At 44.9% G+C, this 24,442-nt stretch carries 17 protein-coding genes and 1 pseudogene; 16 read left to right on the top strand and 2 right to left on the bottom strand.

Annotated features, from left to right (window positions below):
• Positions 1-59: 59 nt before the first annotated feature.
• Entirely contained in the window at positions 60-821 is a 762-nt protein-coding gene (locus BCU75_RS08435; protein WP_102473523.1) for a siderophore ferric iron reductase, read from the bottom strand.
• 219 nt (positions 822-1,040) lie between these two features.
• On the opposite strand from BCU75_RS08435, the gene BCU75_RS08440 reads away from it, so the two are divergent.
• The 15 genes and pseudogenes from BCU75_RS08440 (at position 1,041) to copI (ending at position 21,446) form a co-directional block, all read left to right on the top strand.
• The gene (locus BCU75_RS08440) at positions 1,041-1,949 is read left to right on the top strand and encodes an AraC family transcriptional regulator (protein ID WP_102473524.1); all 909 of its coding nucleotides are present in this window, start codon (positions 1,041-1,043) and stop codon (positions 1,947-1,949) included.
• A gap of 206 nt (positions 1,950-2,155) precedes the next feature.
• Entirely contained in the window at positions 2,156-4,303 is a 2,148-nt protein-coding gene (locus tag BCU75_RS08445; RefSeq protein WP_102473525.1) for a TonB-dependent siderophore receptor, read from the top strand.
• A gap of 91 nt (positions 4,304-4,394) precedes the next feature.
• Positions 4,395-5,348 (top strand): iron-siderophore ABC transporter substrate-binding protein, encoded by a 954-nt coding sequence (locus tag BCU75_RS08450; RefSeq protein ID WP_102473526.1) that lies wholly within the window; start codon positions 4,395-4,397, stop codon positions 5,346-5,348.
• Entirely contained in the window at positions 5,348-7,342 is a 1,995-nt protein-coding gene (fhuB, locus tag BCU75_RS08455) for a Fe(3+)-hydroxamate ABC transporter permease FhuB (protein WP_102473527.1), read from the top strand. The genes BCU75_RS08450 and fhuB overlap by 1 nt, the downstream gene beginning before the upstream one ends.
• 220 nt (positions 7,343-7,562) lie before the next feature.
• On the top strand, positions 7,563-8,375 hold the full coding sequence (locus tag BCU75_RS08460; RefSeq protein ID WP_102473528.1) for a crotonase/enoyl-CoA hydratase family protein: 813 nt from the start codon (positions 7,563-7,565) through the stop codon (positions 8,373-8,375).
• 93 nt (positions 8,376-8,468) lie between these two features.
• Positions 8,469-9,632, top strand: a complete 1,164-nt coding sequence (locus BCU75_RS08465; RefSeq protein ID WP_102473529.1) for an OmpP1/FadL family transporter — start codon at positions 8,469-8,471, stop codon at positions 9,630-9,632.
• Entirely contained in the window at positions 9,632-10,321 is a 690-nt protein-coding gene (locus tag BCU75_RS08470) for a hypothetical protein (protein ID WP_102473530.1), read from the top strand. The genes BCU75_RS08465 and BCU75_RS08470 overlap by 1 nt, the downstream gene beginning before the upstream one ends.
• A gap of 277 nt (positions 10,322-10,598) precedes the next feature.
• Positions 10,599-11,234 (top strand): annotated as a pseudogene (locus BCU75_RS08475) (SDR family NAD(P)-dependent oxidoreductase).
• A 295-nt stretch (positions 11,235-11,529) separates the two neighbouring features.
• Positions 11,530-12,642 carry an NADH:flavin oxidoreductase gene (locus BCU75_RS08480; RefSeq protein WP_102473531.1) on the top strand — a complete coding sequence of 371 codons (1,113 nt, stop codon included), beginning with the start codon at positions 11,530-11,532 and terminating at the stop codon, positions 12,640-12,642.
• 437 nt (positions 12,643-13,079) lie between these two features.
• Positions 13,080-13,727 (top strand): CatB-related O-acetyltransferase, encoded by a 648-nt coding sequence (locus tag BCU75_RS08485; RefSeq protein WP_102473532.1) that lies wholly within the window; start codon positions 13,080-13,082, stop codon positions 13,725-13,727.
• A 157-nt stretch (positions 13,728-13,884) separates the two neighbouring features.
• The gene (locus BCU75_RS08490) at positions 13,885-14,433 is read left to right on the top strand and encodes a hypothetical protein (RefSeq protein WP_102473533.1); all 549 of its coding nucleotides are present in this window, start codon (positions 13,885-13,887) and stop codon (positions 14,431-14,433) included.
• 99 nt (positions 14,434-14,532) lie between these two features.
• Positions 14,533-15,954, top strand: a complete 1,422-nt coding sequence (locus BCU75_RS08495) for a TolC family protein (RefSeq protein ID WP_102473610.1) — start codon at positions 14,533-14,535, stop codon at positions 15,952-15,954.
• Positions 15,955-15,965: 11 nt separating this feature from the next.
• Complete coding sequence (locus BCU75_RS08500) at positions 15,966-17,705, top strand: efflux RND transporter periplasmic adaptor subunit (protein ID WP_102473534.1); 1,740 nt, start codon at positions 15,966-15,968, stop codon at positions 17,703-17,705.
• Complete coding sequence (locus BCU75_RS08505; RefSeq protein WP_102473535.1) at positions 17,702-20,845, top strand: efflux RND transporter permease subunit; 3,144 nt, start codon at positions 17,702-17,704, stop codon at positions 20,843-20,845. The genes BCU75_RS08500 and BCU75_RS08505 overlap by 4 nt, the downstream gene beginning before the upstream one ends.
• Before the next feature lie 103 nt (positions 20,846-20,948).
• The gene (copI, locus tag BCU75_RS08510) at positions 20,949-21,446 is read left to right on the top strand and encodes a copper-resistant cuproprotein CopI (RefSeq protein ID WP_102473536.1); all 498 of its coding nucleotides are present in this window, start codon (positions 20,949-20,951) and stop codon (positions 21,444-21,446) included.
• Between the two features lie 108 nt (positions 21,447-21,554).
• Here the strand turns inward: copI and BCU75_RS08515 are convergent, their stop codons facing one another.
• Entirely contained in the window at positions 21,555-21,812 is a 258-nt protein-coding gene (locus BCU75_RS08515; protein WP_102473537.1) for a hypothetical protein, read from the bottom strand.
• A 299-nt stretch (positions 21,813-22,111) separates the two neighbouring features.
• On the opposite strand from BCU75_RS08515, the gene BCU75_RS08520 reads away from it, so the two are divergent.
• The gene (locus BCU75_RS08520; RefSeq protein ID WP_102473538.1) at positions 22,112-24,397 is read left to right on the top strand and encodes a glycoside hydrolase family 9 protein; all 2,286 of its coding nucleotides are present in this window, start codon (positions 22,112-22,114) and stop codon (positions 24,395-24,397) included.
• The last annotated feature ends 45 nt before the right edge of the window (positions 24,398-24,442 follow it).

The following is a 24,442-nucleotide window of genomic DNA, read 5'->3' on the forward strand; positions in this document are numbered from 1 at the left end:
AGCAATAGCGATGCTTAGTGAAAGCAAATTTGTCGCACTGGTCTTTAAAATAGTGGCTGTTATTTGGCGATTTTTTTGTTGTCAGGATGTCTAGGACAATCGTCGCAATACTTACCTGAATCACACTTATAAACAAGGCAGCAGCTCACTCTGATCAGTTTTAACATACCAGAATGGGCATCGACCTTAAGGCTGTTTAAATGAGTTTTAGGTAATTGGCATGCTTCTAACCAAAGTTTAGCTTGTACGGTGATATAATCATTGGTCAGGCTTGGTTCGTGCTGTTGCAGTTTGATCAAACTACTTAATAGTAGATCAGCCAGTAAGTGATTGGTAAACCCTGGGCGAATGCGTGTCCATTCACTGATTTGGCTACGATAAAACTCAGTCAATGCAAGAATGGCTTCCCCAGCGTGTGGGATAAGCTCTTCAGGTGAGCCATGTTGATGATCACCATTAAAAAAGCGATAGCCAGTAATAAACTCTTTGTATCTAAACTGACCGATATTCTTGATATCGGGCAGTGAATGAAGTCCGTAGATAGAAATGAAAGTCACATAGATAGGTTGCCAACACACGAGATCCCAAGTTCGCGTTAACCAATACGCTTTGCCTGATTCTGGGTGGCTTTGGGCAAGGCCATCGTAAACTCGTTTGAGCTCTTTATGGCTATTCTCATTTGTTACCGCAATGCTCTTGCTATTCAGTGCGCCAAAGCTTCCGCTTAAATAAGGGGTAACTTCTTTTGAGTAAGCGAAGATTTTCTGATGTAGAGACGGGGCTTTCCGACGAGTGATAATATTGTGCAGTTGGGGAAGCATCTTAAATCAATAAATGAGAATCAGTTACGTTATCATAACGGACATAATCGAGGATAACCATACAAAATGGAGCATCTACTCGGTGCTTTTAACGTTTTTGAGATTTATAAAGTGTGGATAGGCTGTACTTTTTTAAGTGATAAAAGCCTTTTTAAATGATAAAAGTATTTGTGAAACTAATGTGTCACTGCCAACTATAGAGAATATAAAAGCTTGAATATGAATACACCTGCATTCGATCGTATTAGCCGCGTTTTAGCTTATATTCATGCGAACCTAAGCTCGACATTATCGCTAGAAGATGTTGCTAAACAAAGCTGTTGGTCTCGCTGGCAACTGCAAAGAGTGTTTCAAGCTGAAACCGGGCTTACTGTGGCTAACTATGTGAGAGAGCTAAAGCTGAGTCAGGCTGCCGAAGAGCTACTTGATGGAAGAGAGCGTGTTATTGATGTTGCACTTGGACTTGGATTCAACTCAGAAATCAGTTTTAGTCGCTCCTTTAAGCAGATGTTTGGGGCGAGCCCAAGCCAATATAGAAAAGCGGGTAAAAGAGTTGGGCTAAGAAAGCCGATACAAGTATCTGAAACTGTGAGTACAGAAGAGAAAGGCGCTCTGAGTTTTGTTGAGGTTCGCATTGACGAAAAAGAGTCGTTTCTTGTTAAAGGCATGACATCAGAAATCAGCGGCTTGTTTTCACTAACACAAGACTTTGCAGAGAAAGTCCCTCAGCTTTGGTCTCGCTTGGAACAGGAAGTTACGATTCCAAATGATAATGTGCTTCAGTTTATTGGCGTAGTTGATCTTACTCAGTCTTGTTTCGATGGTACCAACATCCACTATTGGGCTGGTGTTGAGCTTCACGACGGAATTTCCATCCCGCAATTACCAAGCATCATATCCGATAAATTGAAGGTGCTGACCATCCCTAAGCAAACCTACGCTGTGGTTAAGCATTGTGGTCCTATTGAGAATCTACGACACACTCTTAGCTGGTTTGTACTTAACTGGCTGCCGAGTTCTGGTTATCGTGGTATCGATGGTTATGAGCTCGAAGTGTACCCATTTGGCTATCAAGCCCACGCGTCAGATGCTGAAATGGAGTACTGGGTTCCTATTATTAAATCGTAATCATATCCGCATAAAATCTCTTCCTGGAAAGCCTCTCCAAAAATAAGGTCAATTGTGTTTTTAATCAGCAATTGACCGATTTTCATTAAAATTAAGCCAAGTTCTTTTTTAATTTGCACCAAATTGTTAATTATCCCATCTCTAGATACATACAATGCAAATGAGATTTATTATTATTTATATTAAGTATTGGTACCGAGGGAATCATGACCACTCACACTCGTTTTAAGTATTCATCACTTGCAGTAGCGTTGCTCACTGCGTTTTCAGCGCAAGCGTTGGCGGAAGAAACCGTTACAGCGGCAGACTCGAACATCGAGACTGTTACTATTATGGGTAAAGCCTATCGTAATACAGCGACTAAGTCGGCACTTGAGCCAGAAGAGACGCCTCAAGGTATTACCGTTATTGATGAAGAACAGTTAGAGCAACGAGGTGTGAAGTCCCTCAACCAAGCGCTTAGATACGCGCCGGGTGTTGTAACCGAGCAGAAGGGCGCATCCGTAACAATGTACGATACGTTCTCTATTCGTGGCTTTAGCAACAACCAAAGTTACTACGATGGTTTGGTGCTTCCGTTCCTAACCGGTTGGAATCTGCAACCTCAGATAGACCCTATTGCGATTCAGCAAGTAGAAGTGTTTAAAGGCCCTACGTCTGTGTTGTATGGATCGATGCCACCCGGTGGTATGGTCAACATGATCGCGAAGGCACCGCAAGAAGATGGGTCTACAAAAGTTGGTGTATCTACAGGTTCAAGAAATCTGATGGAAGCCTCAATTGATACTTCAGGTCAGTTAGGCGACAGTGATTTTTCATATCGTTTGGTAGCGTTAGCTCGTAAACAAGACAGCCAAGTTGATAACGCAGAAGAAGAGCGTTATGTGATTGCTCCATCGTTAGATTGGCAGGTATCTGATAGAACACTTATTAACTTCAATCTTTACTATCAGAATGATCCGTCAATGGGTACTAACTCAGCAATGCCGCTCGAAGTCTTGAAGGCAAGCGATCCATCTGTGTCTATGGGCGATAAGAACTGGAGCACTTTTGAGCGTGAAGTGTTGATGTTAGGTTATAAGATTAACCACCAAATCAATGACAACTGGACTTTCCTTCAGAATGCTCGTTATTCCGATGCGTCGTTATATCAAGAAAACACCTACCATCGCGGTACGAATTTTGACGCCGCAACTGGTAGCTTAATTCGAAATGTGTACAGCACGGATGAAGACTCTCAAAGCTTTGTTATCGATAACCAAGTGTCAGGTCGTGTCGAAGTCGCTGGTTTAGAGCATAACTTATTGTTTGGTCTCGATTACCTAAAACTAACCGGTGACTCTTTGTATCAAGAGTTCACCGCGAATGCTGGTTTCTACGGCTTTAACGCATACAACCCGAATAATGATCTGCTTGATAAGAGCCAGCTACAAGAGAATTATCGTGAATCACATGACATAACGACTGAACAACTGGGCTTGTATTTCCAAGATCAAGTTCGCTACGACGCGCTGGTTTTACTTGCTGGTGGACGTTACGACATGTTTAAAGCGAGTGACGATAAAACGAGTACTTACCCAACAAGCGATGGCACTGAAAAGGCCGATCACAACCAGTTCTCTTACCGCGTAGGCGCGCTGTATGAGTTAGATAATGGTATCTCTCCATTTATAAGTTACGCGACGAGTTTTGAGCCAGCGGCAGGTACTGATATCAACGGTAACTCGTTGAAACCTCAGTTGGGTGAGCAAGTCGAACTAGGTATGAAATACCTTTCTGCTGATATGGCACAGCAACTTACAGCATCATACTTTTACATCACTAAGAAAGACTCAATTGCTGCAGATCCATCAGATCCAACATATCGCTCTAAGATTCAGTTAGGCGAAGTACGCTCTCAAGGTGTGGAAGTCGAAGGTCGATGGTTTGTAACGGAAGATTGGGATGTGAACGCGAGCTACACTTATGTCGATATGGAAGTGACGGAAGATGCAAACCCTGATCTAGAAGGAACGACACCGATCTACGTACCAACGCACGCAGCGAATCTATGGAGTAATTACTATGTTTACGGTGGTGCTTTATCCGGTACGCGCTGGAGTGCAGGCGCTCGTTACATGGGTGAAATGGAAATGGATGCAACAAACACTCAAGGCAAAGTACCGTCATACACGGTCGTCGATCTATCCGTGGGTTATGACCTAGGTGAGGCAAGCGACACACTATCTGGGGCAACGGCTAACTTGCTGGTTAACAACTTATTTAATGAAGAGTACTACACCTGTTATGACCAATCGAACTGTTGGTTCGGTGTTGAGCAGTCTGTAGAGCTAAGCGTGAACTATGAATTCTAACTAGGTTAGGGTTATCAATTTGAAAGCAGCCTTTACTGGGCTGCTTTTGTCGTTTGAAGAAATATAGAATTTAGATTGAGTAGGCAACAGCATGAATTTACACCGAATAGCTTCCCATTTTTCTAAAGCAAAGAACTTGAACGCAAAGCTTGTGGTATCGGCATTAGCGAGCGCTTTATCGTTTAATGCGATGGCTAATTTTCAAGTTGAAGACAGTGAGGGCGTTAAAACCCTTGAAGCACAACCGGTTAGAGTCGCAGCGCTGAACTGGGACATTGCTGAACAAGTTATCGAACTCGGCGTTACGCCAGTCGCAGTGCCCGATATTGCAGGTTATACCGATTGGGTTGTTCAGCCTGCGATTCCTGTAGGCGTGGCGGATATTGGCACTCGAACTGAGCCCAATTTTTCTGCTTTGAAGAAGCTAAACCCTGATGTGATTCTTATTGCTTCTCCTCAGAAAGATCTTCAGGAGCGTCTGTCTGAAATTGCGCCCGTGCTTTACTACCAAACGTACAGTGAACAACACAGCAATGCTGCGGCTGCTATCGAGAACTTCAAAAAGGTAGGTCAATTGCTTGGCAAAGAAGAGCAAGCGAACAATAAACTGGCTGCGATGGATGAACGTATCGCGGTTCTAAAAGCTGAACTAGATAAAGCGTATCCGGGCGACAAGCCGAAAGTCACTTCTTTCCGTTTTGCGAGCACAACTTCTGTGTTTATCTACGGCGATAACTCGATTCCACAATATGCACTCGAAAAGCTTGGTTTTGAAAACGCGATGGATCTTCCTGCAAGCCAGTGGGGCATCAGTCAAAAACGAATGACTGAACTTAAGAACGTCAAGGGTGGCATTGCGCTTTACTTTGAACCTTTCCCGTATCAAGACAAGTTAGATCGTTCTCCTGTTTGGAAGAGCATGCCTTTCGTACGCAATGGTCAATTTAGTCCAGTAGCGGCAAGTTGGAGCTACGGCGGTGCAATGTCGATTTTGTATAACGCAGAAGCCATGGCGCAATCGTTGTTGATGTTAGCGGAGCAGTAATGAAATCCAGTGGTTTTATGATGGGGGTTGTGCTGTTTTGTGCTGCCCTTGTTCATTTATGGTTAGGGCAGTCGGAGTTTGGCCCTATTAGTGAGTTGTTCCAGCAAGTCTCACAGATCAGTGACATCGCAACATTCAACTCAATGGTCGATGATTCATTCGAGTTGATGGCGTTAGCCTATGTCAACTTGCCTCGCTTGGTGATGGCGATCTTGGTTGGTGGAACACTCGGTACCATAGGTAGTCTGTTTCAACAGTTGACGCAAAATCGCATGATGTCGCCGTTAACTTTAGGTACATCATCAGGTGCATGGCTTGGTCTGGTCATTTTGAATGTGGTAGCGCCTATGTTGGTCGCTCAGTATTCAGTTTGGTTTGCACTAGTTGGTGCGCTGCTTGCGATGGGACTTATTGTTTCGATTGTCGGAATCAAAAACATGAGCGGCTTGCCAATTGTACTGGCGGGTATGGCGGTCAACTTGTTACTAGGGGCATTTGCAACGGCGATTATTCTGCTCAACGATCAGTACGCACAGAACCTGTTTGTATGGGGAGCGGGCGACCTAGGGCAAAATGGTTGGGAACAAGTACTGTGGTTGATGCCAAAGCTACTGCCGATTTTTGCCATATTCTTGTTGGCGCCACGGGTTCTGACTCTGCTTTCAATCGGTACTGAAGGGGCAGCAGCGCGCGGGCTTAATATTGGCACCACCTTCTTTGTGCTAATGGCAATTGGCGTTTGGTTGGTCTCAGTGTCGATTACTTCGGTGGGCGTGATCAGTTTTATCGGCTTGATTGCTCCCAATATCGCAAGGCACTTGGGCTTTTTAAAGGCGAAATCTGAACTCATCGCAAGCTGTGTATTAGGTGCGCTTTTACTTTGTGTCACTGACAGCCTGGCTATCTTCTTGGCACAATGGTCTTTGGACATGATTCCAACAGGGACGGCAACTGCAGTGATTGGTGCTCCAGCTTTGATCATTATTGCTCGCAAGCAAATGTCTGCTCAAGATCAGCTGTTTTTCTCGATGCCGAAAGGGTTAAGGTCTATTTCACCTTTGGCTTACTTCTTATTGGGCACAATGATTTTCGGGTTGCTGGCGTTGAGCACATTGTCTCAGCCTTCTTCTGATATGGGCTACTTTGTTATTCCAGACGCATTTGAATGGTCTATTCGTTGGCCGAGAATGTTAACGGCGATATTCGCTGGTGGCGGCTTAGCGGTTGCTGGTGTGGTTTTACAAAGATTGGTCTACAACCCCCTCGCCAGTCCAGATATTCTTGGTGTGTCGGCAGGTGCGGTTCTAGCTTTGATTTTCAGCAGCTTGTTTATGGGATATTCGATTCACTCTCTAAGCCCATGGGTTGCATTTTTGGGCAGTGCGATTGCACTCTGTTTGTTATTGTTTCTTGGCAAGAAGCATCAGTTTGCTCCGTCTATTCTAATTCTGACGGGTATCTCGCTCACCGCGGTATTGGAAGCTTTGGTGCAATTCTCTCTAACGCGAGTGGGTGAGGGGAAATACACTTTGTTGGCTTGGTTAGCAGGGTCTACCTATCGTGTTGAACCTGAGTCAGCAATGATTATGGCCATAGTGATAACGGTTTGTATTGGTGTGGCTCTGCTGCTGAGTCGTTGGGTGACCTTGATTGCAACTGGACGTCAGTTCGCGATTGCCAGAGGGTTGAATCTCAATATCGCCTACGTGGTATTGTTGTGCATTGTCGCGGTTTTATGTTCGGTCGTGACAACAACCATGGGGCCTGTGGCGTTTGTCGGCTTGTTAGCTCCGCACATCGCTGCAATGGTGGGGGCTCGTTTGGTTCGAGAGCAGATCATCTTGTCGTTTTTAATTGGTGCAGCCTTAATGTTGTTTGCTGATTGGTTAGGGCAAGTGGTGGTATTCCCAGCTCAACTCGCAGCAGGGACGCTAGTTTCCATTATTGGTGGTAGCTACTTCATCTTCTTGTTATTGAAATCTCGAAGAACATAGGTCCTCCCAAAACTCAGAGTCCTTGATTATCAAAGCTACTGGCAATATAAGCTACGAATGAAATGCAGTGAATGGAGCGATCCATCACTGCTTTTTATTGATGTTGTTTGTGTAAGGAGGAGGCGTTAAGTAACACAGGTCTCGCTTCTTAATGTGCAAGTTTGGCATATGTTAATAAAATGTATAATCTAAAGGTCTGACCACTTATAAGGTAGCCACCATGTCAAGCCTCGATCGTATTACTTGTTCTATCGATGAAAACCAAATTGCGACGGTTGTGTTAAACCGACCCGATAAGCTCAACGCTATTGATATGGCGATGTTTGAAGCCGTTAATGAAATGATAAGTGAGCTCAAGAAGAACAGAGATATTCGAGCCGTTATTGTTAAAGGTAGTGGTTCAGATTTTTGTTCTGGTTTAGATGTTAAATCGTTATTGAACAGTAAAGTTGGGGCGATGAAACTGTTGTTCAAATGGTTACCGACATTGCCTAATGCTGCGCAGCGCTTTTCGCTTGGTTGGCGAGAGATCCCATGTCCTGTCATTTTTGCGATTCATGGTCGTTGTTGGGGAGGCGGCCTTCAATTAGCAAGTGGTGGTGATTTTAGGATGGCCAGTCCAGACGCGACCTTCTCTATATTGGAAGCCAAATGGGGCTTGATTCCAGATATGGGAGGCGCCATCGCATTTCGAGAGTTAATGCGTAAAGATCACACCTTAGAAATGGCTATGACAGCTAAAGTGATTGATTGCCAAACCGCCAAAGAGTACGGCTTGGTGACAAAAATTGCTGAAGATCCTTACGCTGAAGCTTATGCGTTGGCACTTGAGTGCGCGAATCGGTCACCAGATGTTGTCGCTGCTAACAAGAAACTCTACAACAAGACTTGGTGGTCAAGCCCTGGCGTTGCTTTATTTTTAGAGACTTGGTATCAAATTAAAGTCGGATCAAGAAAGAACCGAGCGATAGCCGCTCAGCGTGAAATTCATAGTGATAAACCTAGAGAGTATCTACCTAGAACATTTAAATAACACTTGTAAAGGAATAATCATTATTCCCTTTGTTTATCGTGGTTTGCGGTAACCTTAGAACAATTTAATGTCTAAGGCTAAATGAGCAATCTGATGAAAAAAACTTTTACTTACTCTCTAGCTGCCACTGCAATTTTTACTAGCTTAAATGCATTCGCAAGTGGCCTTTTTTTGCAAGAAGCCGTTGTTGCTAATGCTGGTACTGCTGGTGCTGGTGATGGTGTTTATACTCGTTCTGCTGCTGCAATGTGGACGAACCCTGCCACTATGTCTCACATGGGTGAAAGCAAAACCACGATTAATACCATGGCGTTCGATCTTGAGATGAAATATCAAGACAATCAAGATTCCAGCGATGATGGGAAGGGGCATTCAGTTCTTCCTTCATTTGGTGCCTTTCATGCTCATCAAGTCACCGACAAATTGCACCTTGGCATTGCACTTGGTGCTGTTGGCGGATCAAGCCTAGATTACGGCAGTGAATGGGCTGGTCGCTTTTTGCTGGAAGAAATCACGCTGACTGCGATGCAAGTAAATCCATCACTGAGCTACCAGCTGAATGAACAGTGGTCTGTTGGCGCGGGTATTCAATTGAGTTGGGCTGCATTACAACAGTCAACATCTGCGTTGACCATCAAGCAAGACACAGATTGGGCATACGGCTATAACCTTGGCGTGATGTATACCCCGACGGATAAACTTAAGTTAGGTGCGAGCTATCGTTCGAAGCTAGAGCATGAGTTTAACAATGAAGTAAAAGGTCCAACAAATATCGGACTACTGAGCTCTTTATCTACAGATATTGCAGTTCCAGAAATTATTGATGTAAGTGCTAGCTATGCGTTGAATCAGCAGCTTGATCTGTTGGCGAGTATTCAGTTCCACCGTTGGAGTGAGTGGGATACTACTGTTCTCGATTTTGGAACTCAAATCGGCGGGCTCCAGGTCGAACGTGACTGGGATGACGTTTGGAAATTTGCGGTTGGTGCTGACTACCAATTGAACTCAGACTGGCGCTTAAAAGCGGGCTTCTCTTACGAAACTTCACCACAAGACGATCCAACAATGCAGTATGTTGACCTGCCAGTAGGTGAGCAATACCGCTACTCAGTAGGCGCATCTACCTACTGGGATGATATCTTAATTGATGTGTTCTACGAGTATGCAGACTTAGGTTCAGTTGATATGGATCGATTTATGGTAGATGGTTCTTTCGATGGCCGCATTCACTTTATTGGCGTTAGCGCGACCTTCTAATGACATTACGCAATCTATTACTTGTTGCTGTGGCAACGCTCGGTTCGATGGGGGCTTTTGCTGAAGAGAAGCATCCAGATGACCCGACTAAAATCGTGACCAAAGCTGGCGTTGCTTATAACGAAGATTTGCAGTTCTCAGGCTCTATTGGTTTAGATGAAGCGCGAATGATCAATGCTCGTGTCAATGCGGACGGCGAAGAGTGGCGAGTTGGTGGTTCATGGCTGTTGCCGATGGGCATCGTGAACTTCAACTTTAGCCGTTCTGAATATGACAACGATGCTTATAAGAACAACTACAGTATTGGTACATTTATACCACTGAGTTATTTTAATATTGAACCGTTCGGTTGGCAAATCTTCCCAATGGCTGGATACAGCTATAACGATGGTGAAGTGGCAGTATTCGATGATGAGAATGTGGGTTCTGATTATGTACTGATGCCAAGTTCTACACGTGGCGGTTATATCGGTGCGTTTGGCTTAAAAACGATAACCGATGAATGGTCTATTATGGGCTTCGGCGGTGGTTCAATGGGCTCTGATGATTATTCAGGGTATTGGGCTGGGGTAGGCGCTAGCTACAAGTTAAGTGATGCTCAATCATTTAACTTCTTCACTATTTTTGCTGAGGATGATTTCGGCGAAAATAACAGTGTTGGTGCATCTTACACCTATCAGTTCAAATAGTTATTCTCATGTATCGTCCTAGATAAAAAACTGAGTGTAGATCCACCAATTTAGTGAATCTACACTCAGATCTTTTGTATCCTTTCCCACTATTTCCATTCCCTATATATGACTTTCCGACTGGTTAGGCTTCTTCTTCCATGCTTCATTATCAAATAACACAGCTGATAAAACCATAATTAAAATTGAGAATTATTCTCATTTGTTGATCTCGATAAAGGAACGGTTTAGATTGTCTGGCTAGTATCACTACAACATGAATATTATGAGGTTTTTTATGAGTACAGTCGTTGTATGGGGAGCTGGAAGTGGGTTGGGTGCTGCAATTGTTGAGCATTTTCATAAACAAGATTATCAAGTGATAGCGATTGCGAGAAACCCAGAAAAGAACACGCGCTTAACTGAACTTGGTGTCACCACACTTCGCTGTGATGCTAATGATAAAGAACAAGTTGAATCTGTGGTCGCTCAGTTACCTAAATCAGCACTCATTGTTTCTAGCATGGGCAGCTTCAGAGCTGACATTCCCGTTGATTACATTGGACACCGACATCTGACTGATGCGCTTGAAGCCAATGGTATCGCTCGATTTGTGTTGGTAACGTCGTTGGGGTGTGGTGACTCGTGGCAGTATTTGTCAGAGCGTTCTAGAAAAGGGTTTGGTGCCGCGGTTCGTGAAAAGTCGTTGGCTGAAGCTTGGCTAACCTCGAGTACTCTGGATTATACAATCTTACGTCCGGGTGGCTTGTTGGCCGGCGAGGAGACTGGCAACGGTGAGCTGTCCCAACAGGTCGAAGTTCATGGTGTGATCTACCGACAAGAAGTGGCGCGTCTTATCTAAGCCTTGTTATCCAATGGGGCGAGCATTGGGCAGATCTATCAGTGTGTTGATCCTGCGGTTCAATATGGATAACGTCGTTAAATATGATTTTTGGTAAAGTCTTCAATCTATAAAGCCATAAATCTATCAGCCTATTAATCCGTAAAGCCGTTTAGCTAAACTGAGCGGCTTTTGTTTGCTCCCTCAGTTTCCTCTAATTCCTGTTTTTCTCATCCTTAATTATCTCTTTCTATCTTTTTCTCATATTAGAGTGGCGCTCTCTTAATCTAGATTAAGTTTCCCCTAGTTTATTCTCTGTAGTATCCGCCTGAATCAGTACCCATGCTTAATGGGTAACTCGCGTAACACGATTTTGAGAGGAAGACACTTGAGCACTTTGTTTACAGAAACCCACATTGGCAAGATGACACTAAAGAACCGCTTCGTGAGAAGTGCAACGTGGGAAAATATGGCCACTGAAGATGGCCATATGACAGATAAACTTTACGCTATCTATGAAGAATTGGCTCAAGGTGAAGTCGGCCTGATCGTGACAGGTTATGCGAACATCGTTGAAGAAGAAAAGCCTAACGCGGGCATGATGGGGATTTATAACGACTCATTCATTGAAGAGTATCAGAAGCTAACTCAACTGGTTCACGGTAACGACTCTAAAATCGTGATGCAATTGGCTTATGGTGGCACGAAAACCACGCATGATCTTGGCGAACGAGTGATCTACGCACCAAGTGAAGTTCCAGAAAAAGGAACTCAAACACTGGGTAAAGCGATGACCAAAGACGAGATCGACTACATTGTTGATGCCTTTGCTCAAGCGTCATTAAGAGCACAGACGTCAGGCTATGATGGAGTCGAAATTCATGCCGCTCACACCTACCTGATTAACCAATTCTTAAGCCCGTATTACAACCAACGTGAAGATGAATACGGCGGTAGCCTAGAGAATCGCATGAGATTCTTGCTAGAGATCTATACCGCGACTCGTAAGTTAGTTGGCGACGATTTTCCTATCTTGGTTAAGCTCACCGCTTCTGAGTTTTTTGAGGGTGGTGTAACCTTTGATGAAACCCGTTTAGTCTGTAAAAAGCTAGAAGAAGTGGGTGTGGATGGCATTGTCGTGTCAGGTAATATTCACGGCAAAGCCGACACTATGATTGGCGAGTCGCACGATGGATTCACCATTCAAGCTGAAGGCTACTTCCACGAGTATGGTCACGCAATCAGCCAAGACGTTAATATCCCAGTTATCACGGTTGGCGGCTTAACGGATTTTGATGCTATCGAAGCGATTGCAAACAATACGGGTATTGAGTACTTTGCGCTTTCGAGACCTCTGCTTTCTGAACCCCATTTAGTTAAGCGTTGGAAGGAAGGCGATAGAAGTCCTGTAGAATGTGAACGATGCTCTAAGTGTCGTACTAAGCGCGGTAACTTCTGCGTGGTGAATAAAGACAGAAAAGTTCAGCTTGCTCGCATGTAGTCGCTGATCCTAAATCCAAGTGTAAGCCTAAGTTTATAAACGAGTCTGAGCCTGTGTACTACCACAAGTTCAGGCTTGTTTCTTCATTCGACAAAGCGATATATGAAACCCTATTTATCACATTCCTCTGTCAAATTAGTTCGTATCAACGGATACAATATATCAGTGAGTTTTCTAACTGATCTACTGTAAACAAGCCACTGTAAACAAACTATCGTAAACAAACCGAGCATATTGTGAAATTACTTCCTCTCTTAAAGCAACCTAGAATCCACTGACGCCTCTTTAGTTTCAGCGACATTACGATTATTTTAACTGTGACTACACTATTGATGCATCCGAGCACTAAGTGCTACTGCATCAGCGAAGTTGTACGCGTTAGATCTGTATTGTCGAATATATTGATATTTAACTAATTAGATCACTCAGAGGTAAAAATGCAAAAGAAGCATTGGTCCAAATTCGAGTTGCTGCATGAAGTAGTCAGCAACCCCAATATTCATATCAAAGGTCAACACAGTTACTACAGCGATTGCTGGGATAATGGCTTCGAACAATCGGTAGTGCGCTATTTACATGGGGATGAAGTTAGCCGTCAGTGGGAGCCTCGATGGGAAATCGACGAGCTCTATATCGGCGATTATGTCTGTATTGGCGCAGAGGTCGTGATTTTGATGGGCGGCAACCATACACACAGAGTCGACTGGTTTTCGCTGTATCCATTTATGGATGTGATTGAAGACGCCTATATCGGCAAAGGCGATACCCATATTGAAGATGGGGTTTGGCTAGGTATGCGAGCCATGGTGATGCCCGGTGTCACGATCGGAGAAGGTGCGGTGGTTGCAGCGAACAGCGTTGTTACGAAAGACGTCGAACCTTACAGTATTGTTGGTGGCTCTCCGGCGAAAGTTGTTAAGTACCGTTTTGATAAGCCCGTTATTGAAGAATTGGTTTCGATGAAAATCTACGACTGGCCTGAAGAGAAGTTTGAATCGCTAAGACAATACTTGTGCGATTCAGACTTAATGGCGCTTAAAAATGCGCTAGTTGAGTATGATGCGCAAAATCCGATAAACAATTAATAGCATTTAGAATTAGGATCACTCAGTCGCTTGTTGAGTGTTCCTTTTGTCCATCTATTCAGCAACTACCATTAATTGCATCACATCTTTGTACTTTATCGTTGACCTTACCCTAAGGGGAACCTTTATAGTTGCCATATAAATTTAAAGGTTAGCTATGACAAACACACTCCGAACAACTTGGATTACTGTTTTCAGCATCTTCGCGATGTTGGTGTCGAGCTATGCCTCAAGTTCATCGGCTCTGATGGCCGACGTAATGATGGCTCAGATGGGCTCACCCCAGTCAGATTGCCATCATAGTGAATCATCGAATGCGGTATCAGATCTGTCTAACATGACAACGGGTTGCGACATTAGCGTAGTAACTGGCGATGTAGCTGGTGAGCATGCTGCACATGCCACTATGTCTCATCATTCCAGTCAGCAGGGTCATACTGAAATGACCGTTTCTGATGATGAAGTAACAACGGTACATTCTTCTTCAATGAGCTCTCATGATGACAATATGATGGGTACGCACTGCCTAGGCGGTTCGGATTCTATTCATAACTGTTGTATCTCTGTTTGTTCTACTGCTTCCTATCCAATTCAGGCTGTTCAAGCCGTTAATCAATTTTCCTTTTCATTAGCTCGTTTTCAGCCGGTCACTATTGGCCAGAAAGTCGCACGTGCTCAATCTTTGTTACGCCCACCCACCGCATAAATCTATATCTAAAAACATAGCGATATCAGACTCATAAATCAGATGCGCCAATTTTTTATACGCGTTATTTAACGCTAGATATGGACATTCATTGTGAATATAAAACCAACAACCTCTGTGTTTGTAATGAACACGAGCTTAGTGGTCGCTGCTGTCTTGTTTTCAAGCTCTGCATTAGCGACGGCTGAGTTAACTTCTACCGTTCAGCAAAGCTCGTCACAGCAGCTCAATACACTGATTGAGGTAGCTTTAAACCAAGATGGAAATCGCAAGCAGTACTTTGCTCAGTCACAAGCGATGCGAGAAACCGGTATTGCCAGCGCAGCCTTGATGGATCCGAAACTAAAAGTCGGATTTGGCGGTCTGCCAGTCGATAGCTTCCAGTTTGATGAAGACCCGATGACCAATATTTCGGTTGGTCTGATGCAGCAATTTGAACGTGGCGATACGCTGGATCTACAGCAGAAAAAAGCGGGGCAGCAAGCGGATGGTTTGGCTCTTCAAGTGCGGGCTCGCGAACTGACCGTCGCAAATAGTATGACGCAGCTTTGGCTTGAATTGGGTTACCAACAAGTTGCAGAAAGCATCATGAATGAGAACCGACGCTTATTGGTTGAGCTAGAGAACTATGTGCAAACCAATTACTCGATAGGTAAAAGCGAAGCGCAAGACCTACTTAATGCGCAGCTTCAAGTTAGTAAGCTTGATGAGAAACTGCAAGCCAACCAGCAAGTTCAACGCCGTCTGATCTCTCAACTGTCTGAGTGGCTCGGTTCTGATTGGTTAGGGAATCAAGCGATTGACTCTCAGGCTGTTGATCCTCAGGGGAGGCTTCATGCGACCAACCACATTGATTGGTCGTTATTGGAGAGCAAGCTGGCGACTAACCGCGATTCAACCAAGCATTATCAACTGTTGATGGAGCATCCGCTCGTTAAGATCACAGATGCGACTATTTCATCTAATCAAACTCAGGTTGAGTTAGCCGAGCAAGCTTATACCCCGCAGTTTGGGGTAGAAGTGATGTATGCGCACCGCCAAGCCAATAACATGGCGGGTGAACCTGCTTCTGATTTGGTGAGTGCTTATCTGACAGTCGACATTCCGCTGTTTACGGGGAATCGACAAGATAAAAACTTATCGGCTGCTCAGTATCAAGTCGGCGCCGCTAAATCCCAAAAAGACACCTTACTTTCCCAAATGAACGCGCAAGTGAATGCGTTGTTGGTGGAAAAGGTCAACCTCACCCAGCGTTTGGAACGCTACCAAAGTGCCTTGCTTCCTCAAACTGCCGCTCGAATTAGTGCGGTGGAAAGAGGTTATCAAAACAACACCGCGCAATTTAACGACGTTATTGCAGCAACGGCAGACGAGCTTGCTCTGAAACTAGAGCAACAACGTTTGATCACCGACCTCAACATCGTTAACAGCAAGCTAGCCGCGTTAGTCAGTGGTTTTGAATACCAAGTAAACCAAACACAACTCAACTCAATCGCAACTAAACACACAGCCAATCAATAAAGGAATAGACAATGAATACAGTAAAAGTAGCGACTATCGCTTTGTTGGTCGGTGGTGCATTGGGTTTTGGTGTGAATCACTTCGTCATTGGGTCAGCACATAACATGTCAGCGATGGCAGGCATGGAGGGATCAGAATCCAAAGCTGACGAAAGTAATGAACCTTTGTACTGGGTTGCGCCTATGGACCCAAATTATCAGCGAGACAAGCCGGGTCAGTCACCTATGGGGATGGATTTAATCCCTGTTTATGCGGATGACTCAAGTGCGGGAGCAGACAAGGCGGGAACTGTGTTTATCGACCCGTCGGTAGAGAATAATCTCGGTGTCAAAACAGCGAAAGTTAAGTTTGAAGCGCTGTCTCCTCGGATTGAAACCGTGGGTTATGTGGCGTTCGATGAAAGTAAATTGTGGCAAACCAACGTGCGTGTTTCTGGTTGGGTGGAAAAACTCTCCATCAACGCAGTGGGTGAGAAGGTAAACAAAGGTGATGTGCTTTTCACACTCTATTCTCCAGAGCTTGTTAAAGCACAAGAAGAGTTGATCAGTGCTTATAAAACGGGTCGTAAAGGTTTGATCAAGGGCTCGACTGAACGCTTAATTACCTTGGGTGTTGATAAGACTCAAATCCGCGCTATTACGCGCCGAGGTAAAGCCTCGCAAACTATCGAAATCAAAGCGCCAGCCGATGGTGTGATCGCTAGCCTAAATATTCGAGAAGGTGGTTATCTTTCACCTGCACAAGCGGTAATCAGTGCAGGGCCTTTAAATGAAGTGTGGGTTGATGCTGAAGTCTTTGAACGCCAAGCACACTGGATCTCATCAGGCAGCAATGCCGAAATGACACTGGATGCGATTCCCGGTAAGGAGTGGCAGGGCAACGTAGATTATGTGTATCCAATACTTGACCCGAAAACTCGAACCTTACGCGTTCGTTTGAAGTTCTCTAACCCGCATGGCGAGCTTAAGCCGAACATGTTCGCCAATATTGCATTGAAGCCGATCAGTGATGATGCCGTACTTACCATACCAAGATCGTCGGTGATTCATTCAGGCGGTATGACTCGAGTGGTGATGTCAGAAGGTTCTGGCAAGTATCGTTCTGCTCGTATTGAGGTTGGTCGTGAAGCTGGCGAAAAAATAGAGGTGCTCCAAGGGTTGCAGCAAGGTGAGGACATTGTCACTTCGGCACACTTCATGTTGGATTCTGAGTCTAGCCAATCGGCTGATCTTTCGCGCATTAATGGCGTTGAGGAAGAAGCCGAAACGGTTTGGGCAAATGGCGAAATTTCTGACGTTATGCAAGGCAGTCGCATGGTGACGATTAACCATCAGCCTGTTCCTGAATGGGATTGGCCGGGCATGGTGATGAATTTCACCTTTGCGGAAGGCTTAGACATGAGTGACGTGCAACGGGGTAAGGCGATTGATTTTGAGATGAGAAAGACAGAGTCAGGGCAGTACGAGGTTGTTGATTACAAGGTCAACAAACACAAGATCGCCGGCGAAGTTTTGGTGACGGGTGACATCACCATGTTGATGGCAGATTTTGGCATGATCACTGTAAAACATCAGCCAGTGCCTGAGTGGAATTGGAAAGCGGGTGAAATGAATTTCCAAGCCAGTGATGACCTTGATTTATCTGAGTTTTCTGAAGGTCAAACCATTCGGTTTCTAGTCGAAAAGCAAGGCTCTGATTATGTGCTCAAGTCTCTCGAATCGACCAATAGCACAGGTGAGGGCAAACTATGATCAATGCAATCATTCGTTGGTCCATCAGTAACCCATTCTTGGTTCTGGTTGCCACGGTCGCCATCGTATTTGGTGGCTTATACAGTGTTAAAAATACACCTGTTGATGCCATTCCAGATCTGTCTGATGTACAGGTGATCATCAAAACCAGCTATCCGGGTCAAGCGCCACAAGTGGTCGAGGATCAGGTGACTTATCCATTAACCACCGCCATGTTAGCTGTACCGGGTGCTGAAACGGTTCGTGGCTACTCGTTCTTTGGTGATTCCTATGTCTATATCATTTTCAATAACGATACCGATATGTACTGGGCGCGTTCTCGCGTGTTGGAGTACTTAAGCCAAGTGGCGCCTAATTTGCCATCAAGTGCTAAGCCAACATTGGGGCCCGATGCCACTGGTGTGGGCTGGGTTTATAGCTATGTGCTGCAAGATAAAACCGGTCAGCACGACTTAGCGGAGCTTCGTAGCCTGCAAGATTGGTTCTTGAAATACGAGCTTCAAACTGTTGATGGTGTGTCTGAAGTGGCGACCGTTGGCGGCATGGTGAAGCAATATCAGGTTCAGATAGATCCGGTCAAGCTACGTGCTTATGACCTAACACTACAACAAGTCAATAAGGCTATCCAAGATGGCAATCAAGAAACAGGGGCGTCTGTTGTTGAGATTGCGGAAGCCGAGCACATGGTTCGCACCACGGGTTACCTTACAAGTATTGAAGACATCCAATCTCTGCCGCTAAAAGTGACCGACAAAGGTACTCCGCTGCTATTAGGTGACATTGCCGACATTAACCTTGGCCCGCAAATGCGTCGTGGTATCTCTGAACTCAATGGTGAGGGCGAAGCGGTTGGTGGCGTTATCGTGATGCGCTTTGGTGAAAATGCCAGTGAAGTGATCGACTCGGTGAAATCCAAACTCGCTGAGCTGCAAGCCGGCTTACCTGATGGTGTCGAGATTGTCGCGACTTATGACCGCTCTACTTTGATTGATTCAGCGGTTGAAAACCTTTGGAAGAAGCTTGCTGAAGAGTTCATAGTGGTCGCCGTGGTGTGTGCGCTGTTCTTGTTCCATATACGCTCATCATTGGTTATTGCTCTAAGTCTGCCTGTCGGTATCTTGGGTGCATTCATTGTGATGCATTGGCAGGGTATTAACGCCAACATCATGTCTCTTGGCGGAATAGCGATTGCGATTGGCGCCATGGTGGATGGTGCCATAGTGATGATCGAGAACGTTCATAAACACATCGAACGGACTCCGCTCACTGATAAAAACCGTTGGCAAGTGATTGGTAAGGCCGCAGAAGAAGTTGGCGCACCGCTATTTTTCTCTCTAATTATCATTACCTTGAGCTTTGTGCCTGTGTTCGCGCTAGAAGGGCAAGAGGGCAAGATGTTCTCGCCACTTGCGTTTACCAAGACGTATGCGATGGCCGCAGCAGCCGGTTTGGCTATCACGCTTGTGCCTGTGTTAATGGGTTATTTCATTCGCGGCAATGTGTTACCTGAACATAAAAACCCAGTCAACCGCAGCCTAGTGGCGATGTATAAACCGCTTCTAAACCTCAGCCTCAAGTATCCCAAGGTGATGATTGTTATCGCACTTGGCTTAATGGCGTCTGCTTATTACCCAACCAGTAAGCTTGGCAGCGAGTTCATCCCCCCTTTGGACGAAGGGGATTTGATGTACATGCCAACCACGTATCCGGGCATCTCAATTGGTAAAGCGCGTGAGTTGTTGCAACAGACCAACAAGCTAATCAAAACCATTCCAGAAGTCGAAACCACGTGGGGCAAAATTGGTCGAGCAGAGACAGCAACCGATCCTGCGCCACTGACCATGATTGAAACCGTGATTCAGCTTAAACCACGAGATGAATGGCGTGACGGTGTCACTACTGAGTCGCTACGAAAAGAGTTTGATGATCTGATTCAATTCCCCGGTTTGACCAACGCTTGGGTCATGCCAATCAAAACGCGTATTGACATGTTAGCGACCGGTATCAAAACCCCAATTGGTATCAAAATCGCAGGCCCAGATCTGAGCGTGATTGAGGATATTGGCTCTCAACTTGAACCTATCTTGAATGGTGTCAGCGGCACGGCCTCTGTCTATGCCGAGCGTGTTGCGGGTGGTCGTTATGTCACGATAGACATCAAACGTCGCTCTGCTGCGCGATATGGCTTGAGCATTAAAGAAGTGCAACAGGTTATCTCGACTGCGGTTGGTGGCATGAACGTGGGTGAAACCGTTGAGGGGCTAGAGCGTTATCCAATCAATGTCCGTTACCCACAAAGCTATCGTGATTCTGTCGTTAAGTTGCAGAACCTGCCGTTAGTGACACCAAATGGAGCTCGTATCGCTCTATCGGACGTAGCTGATATTCGTTATGAAGATGGCCCTCCGATGATTAAAACGGAGAACGCGCGTCCTAATGGCTGGGTATTTGTCGATATCGAAGGGCGTGACCTTGGTTCTTATGTGGCAGAGGCGCAAAAAGTCGTCACCGATCAAATCGTCTTGCCTGCTGGTTATTCACTGGCATGGTCTGGTCAATACGAATACATGGAGCGTGCGAAAGAGCGTTTGAGTGTCGTAGTGCCAATCACCATCGCCATCATCATGTTGTTGCTCTACCTAAGCTTCCGCCGTGTCGGTGAGGTGATGATGATCATGCTGACATTGCCACTCGCGATGGTTGGCGGCCTATGGCTGATGCATGTCCTCAATTACAACTTCTCCATTGCGGTGGGTGTGGGCTTCATCGCGCTTGCCGGGGTTGCTGTTGAGATAGGTGTGATCATGTTGGTCTACCTAAACCAAGCATGGCACTACAAAATATTGGATGCGGAGCAGAACCAGCAAGCACTTCAGAGTGAAGACTTAACGGATGCGATCCGTGAGGGCGCAGGACTGCGTGTTCGCCCTGTGATGATGACGGTACTTACCGTGATTATCGGCCTTATTCCAATCATGTATGGCGAGGGTACGGGCTCAGAAGTGATGCAACGAATCGCAGCACCAATGATAGGCGGAATGGCGTCTGCGCTATTGCTTACCCTACTAGTGTTGCCTGCAATCTTTAAGCTTTGGAAACAGCGTGAGATTACGCACAGCCAAAACGAGACAAACAAATAACGTATTGATTATTAGCCCTTACTTACCAAAAACAGAGTGGGTAAGGGCGCACCACATGAACATGTGAAACTAACAAATAAATAAATTAATCTAAGGAACGATCATGAAAAAGACACTTGTTGCGATTGCACTGACGTTAACTACTGCAACGGCTTTTGCTGAAATGGACCATTCAGCTGTTGACCATTCAAGTATGGATCATTCAAATATGATGAATATGGAAGTCATGTCTGAAGTGGGTATGCCTGCGACAGGCGCAAAGCCGGATAAAGTGGTTCATGTTCTGCTAAGTGACGATATGAAAATCACATTTAAGAACAAGGTTGATATTGAGCCGAACGACGTGGTGCAGTTTGTTGTGATGAACACGGGCAAGATTGATCACGAATTCTCGATTGGTTCTGCTTCAGAGCAGTTAGAGCATCGTGGAATGATGAAAAATATGGGTAATCACGTTCATGACTCGGGCAGCACAGTTACAGTTAAGCCGGGTAAAGCGAAGCAATTGCTGTGGCATTTCCATGGTGATAATAACGTAGAGTTCGCGTGCAATATTCCTGGTCACGCTGAAGCGGGTATGGCGAAGTCGATGACGCTTTAGGGGTTATCTAATAGAGTTAGAAGTAGCTGCTAGGTAAGTACAAAAAACAGAAAGCTAAAAGATAAGTCTTAGCTCATCGCGCTAGTTGAGACTTATCTTTCTTGGCCACTACTGTAATAGGATCGATGTTTCCAGTAGGTGGTGAGCTTCGCCACTGAGGTGCGGTAGCTCTGCCATGATTTTTTTCAACTTGTCATCGATTGATTCTGCTTCATTCAATGACCGAAACGCAAGCACGGCCTGTTCTGGTTCGCTGCTCACATAACCTTTCAACGTGTTAAGCTGAATTTTGTTCGCATTTTCGACTTTTGACAGTGCGACATTGATTGCTTCGATGTTTATTTTTAACTCATTGCTTTTAAACATTTTTAATTATTCTTGGTTGTTGCTAATGCGCGCACATTAACACAACTGTTTTTTCGGATATTGACCAAGATTATTAAACCCACACTTTTATGAAATCTGAGTTTAATTAAGAAGCACTAACCAAATATCGTTTTGTCTATCCATGCAATTGATTCATGAGTTTGTTCCTTAGTGTTAAACATCACAAGAAATCATAATATTTATTTTTATGAGTCTATTTTTTGCGAATGTTAACGCTCTATTATTGAATCTATTTCGCTAGTTTCCTTGGAGATATGAAACATCTTTAAGGAATAATGATGCAAAAAGGAACGTTATCTCTCGCGGTTGTCATGATTTTATCTTCTGGAGCAACTTATGCAGAAGAGCAGATTAGGAATAGTCACTTTAAAGGCAATATGGATGGTTGGTGGAATGCTGGCGCCAACATAGCTACAGAAAGTAATGAAGCGTGTATTGATATAAAAAACCCAGGAAAGAATTCTTGGGATGTGATTTTAGGTCACAGTGGTATTGGTTTAGAGCAAGGTCAAAAATATCAGGTATCGTTCGATGCATATGCGAATATTGATACTGAGATGAAAGCCTTGATCCAACATGAAGGGCCTCCCTATACGCACTATTTTCTAACCGAAGTAGGAGTATCCGAAGACAAGCAAAACTATACGTTTGATTTTTTACAAGAGCTTGATAGCGATGCCGATACAGAGTTCCAGTTTCAGCTGGGTGCTCAGAAGGAAGGTATCATCTGTGTAGACAATGTTTCTGTCTTAGGCAAACCATTTGTAAAAGTGGCAACTAAGATGCCGACTCGAGCCAATCAAGTAGGTTTCTTACCGAAATCCGATAAATATATCTTTGTTGAAAACACCTCGACGACACCTCTGAAATGGACATTAGTTTCTCAATCAGGGATCAGCCTTGATCTCGGTAAAACAGAAGTATTCGGTTTGAATAAAGCGTCGGGTGAGCACATTCACCGAGTAAACTTTTCAAAATATACAGACACGATGAAAGGTTTAACGGTTAAGGTCGACGACGATGCTAGTTATCCGTTCGATATCCGAAGCGATGTTTATAGTAAGTTGAAGCTCGATGCCTTGTCTTACTTCTATCAAAATCGCAGCGGCATTGAAATAAAGCCAGAGTTCGTTCAACGTGAGGATCTTGCGAGGCCCGGTGGCCACATGTCCGATACTGCAACATGTTTTGATAAAGTCGATAGCTGGGGGAATCAATGGCCTGGCTGCGACCTGACTATTGATGCGACCGGTGGTTGGTACGATGCAGGCGATCATGGCAAATATACAGTGAACAGTGGCATCTCAACATGGACACTCCTGAACCTATTTGAGCGAGGGAGGTTCTTAGAGAACAAATCACTTCCTTTTTCAGAGAGCAAAGTAAAAATCCCTGAAGCAACCAATGGCGTTAACCCGCTGTTGTCTGAAGCTCGCTGGAACATAGAGTTCATGTTAGCGATGCAAGTTGATTCTGACACGCCTATCGCCGTTCCTGTTGGTAATCAGTCTGCGAGAAAAAACCTCAAACTTACCGAAATTAACGCGAGAGGGCTGGCATTCCACAAGATCGCGGATGAGTCTTGGACTGGCATGCCATTACCACCTCACAAAGATACTCAGAAACGCTATGTTGGTTATCCGACGACAGCGGCCTCATTGAATTTGGCCGCCATTGGTGCTCAGTGCGCACGTATTTGGAAAGATATCGACAGCGACTTCTCACAGTTATGTTTGGATTCAGCGACCAAAGCATGGAACGCCGCAAATCAACATCAAGATATCTATGCTTACGACAACTTTACAGGTTCTGGGCCCTATGATGATATCGAATTGAGTGATGAGCGATACTGGGCTGCGGCCGAGCTCTTTATCACAACCAATGATGAGGTTTACAAAAAAGTATTGATTGATTCTCCACACTATCTTGAAGTGCCGAAGGGGAACATCAATGCGGATGGTGACATGTATTGGCAGTATATAGCGCCTGCGGGCACCGTGAGTTTAGCCGTGGTACCTAACTCATTGGACAGCCAAATTATTGAACAAGCACGTAAGAACATCATTAAAACGGCAGAATCCTATACCAAGCAAGTTGCCAATGAAGGCTATAACATTCCTTATACCGTCGAAGAGTATTCGTGGGGCTCAAACTCCAACCTTGTAAACCGAAGTATCTTTTTGATTTACGCTCACGATTTTTCTAATGATGTTCGATACATCAAAGCGGCGGCTAGTGCGATGGATTATATCCTCGGAGGTAACCCGATGAATATCTCTTATGTTACTGGTTATGGAACGAAATCTGCAGAGAATCCTCATCATCGATTCTGGGCTTACGCTGCTGATGAAAGTTCACCAAAACCAGCACCGGGTGCGTTAATTGGAGGCCCCAATTCGGTAAGTTTTAGTGATCCTATTGCCGCTGTGATGAAAGGCAAGTGTGTTGGACAAACGTGTTACAGCGATAATATTGGAGCTTGGACGTTGAACGAGATAACCATCAACTGGAATGCGCCGCTAGTATGGGTTACTTCTGCTTTAGATGAAGGGCAGCTTGATTGAGGTAATCAATTAAATTAAGAATATTCAAAGAGTAATATCATTTGG

The sequence above is a fragment of the Vibrio splendidus genome (assembly GCF_002873455.1).
Taxonomy (GTDB): domain Bacteria; phylum Pseudomonadota; class Gammaproteobacteria; order Enterobacterales; family Vibrionaceae; genus Vibrio; species Vibrio splendidus_J.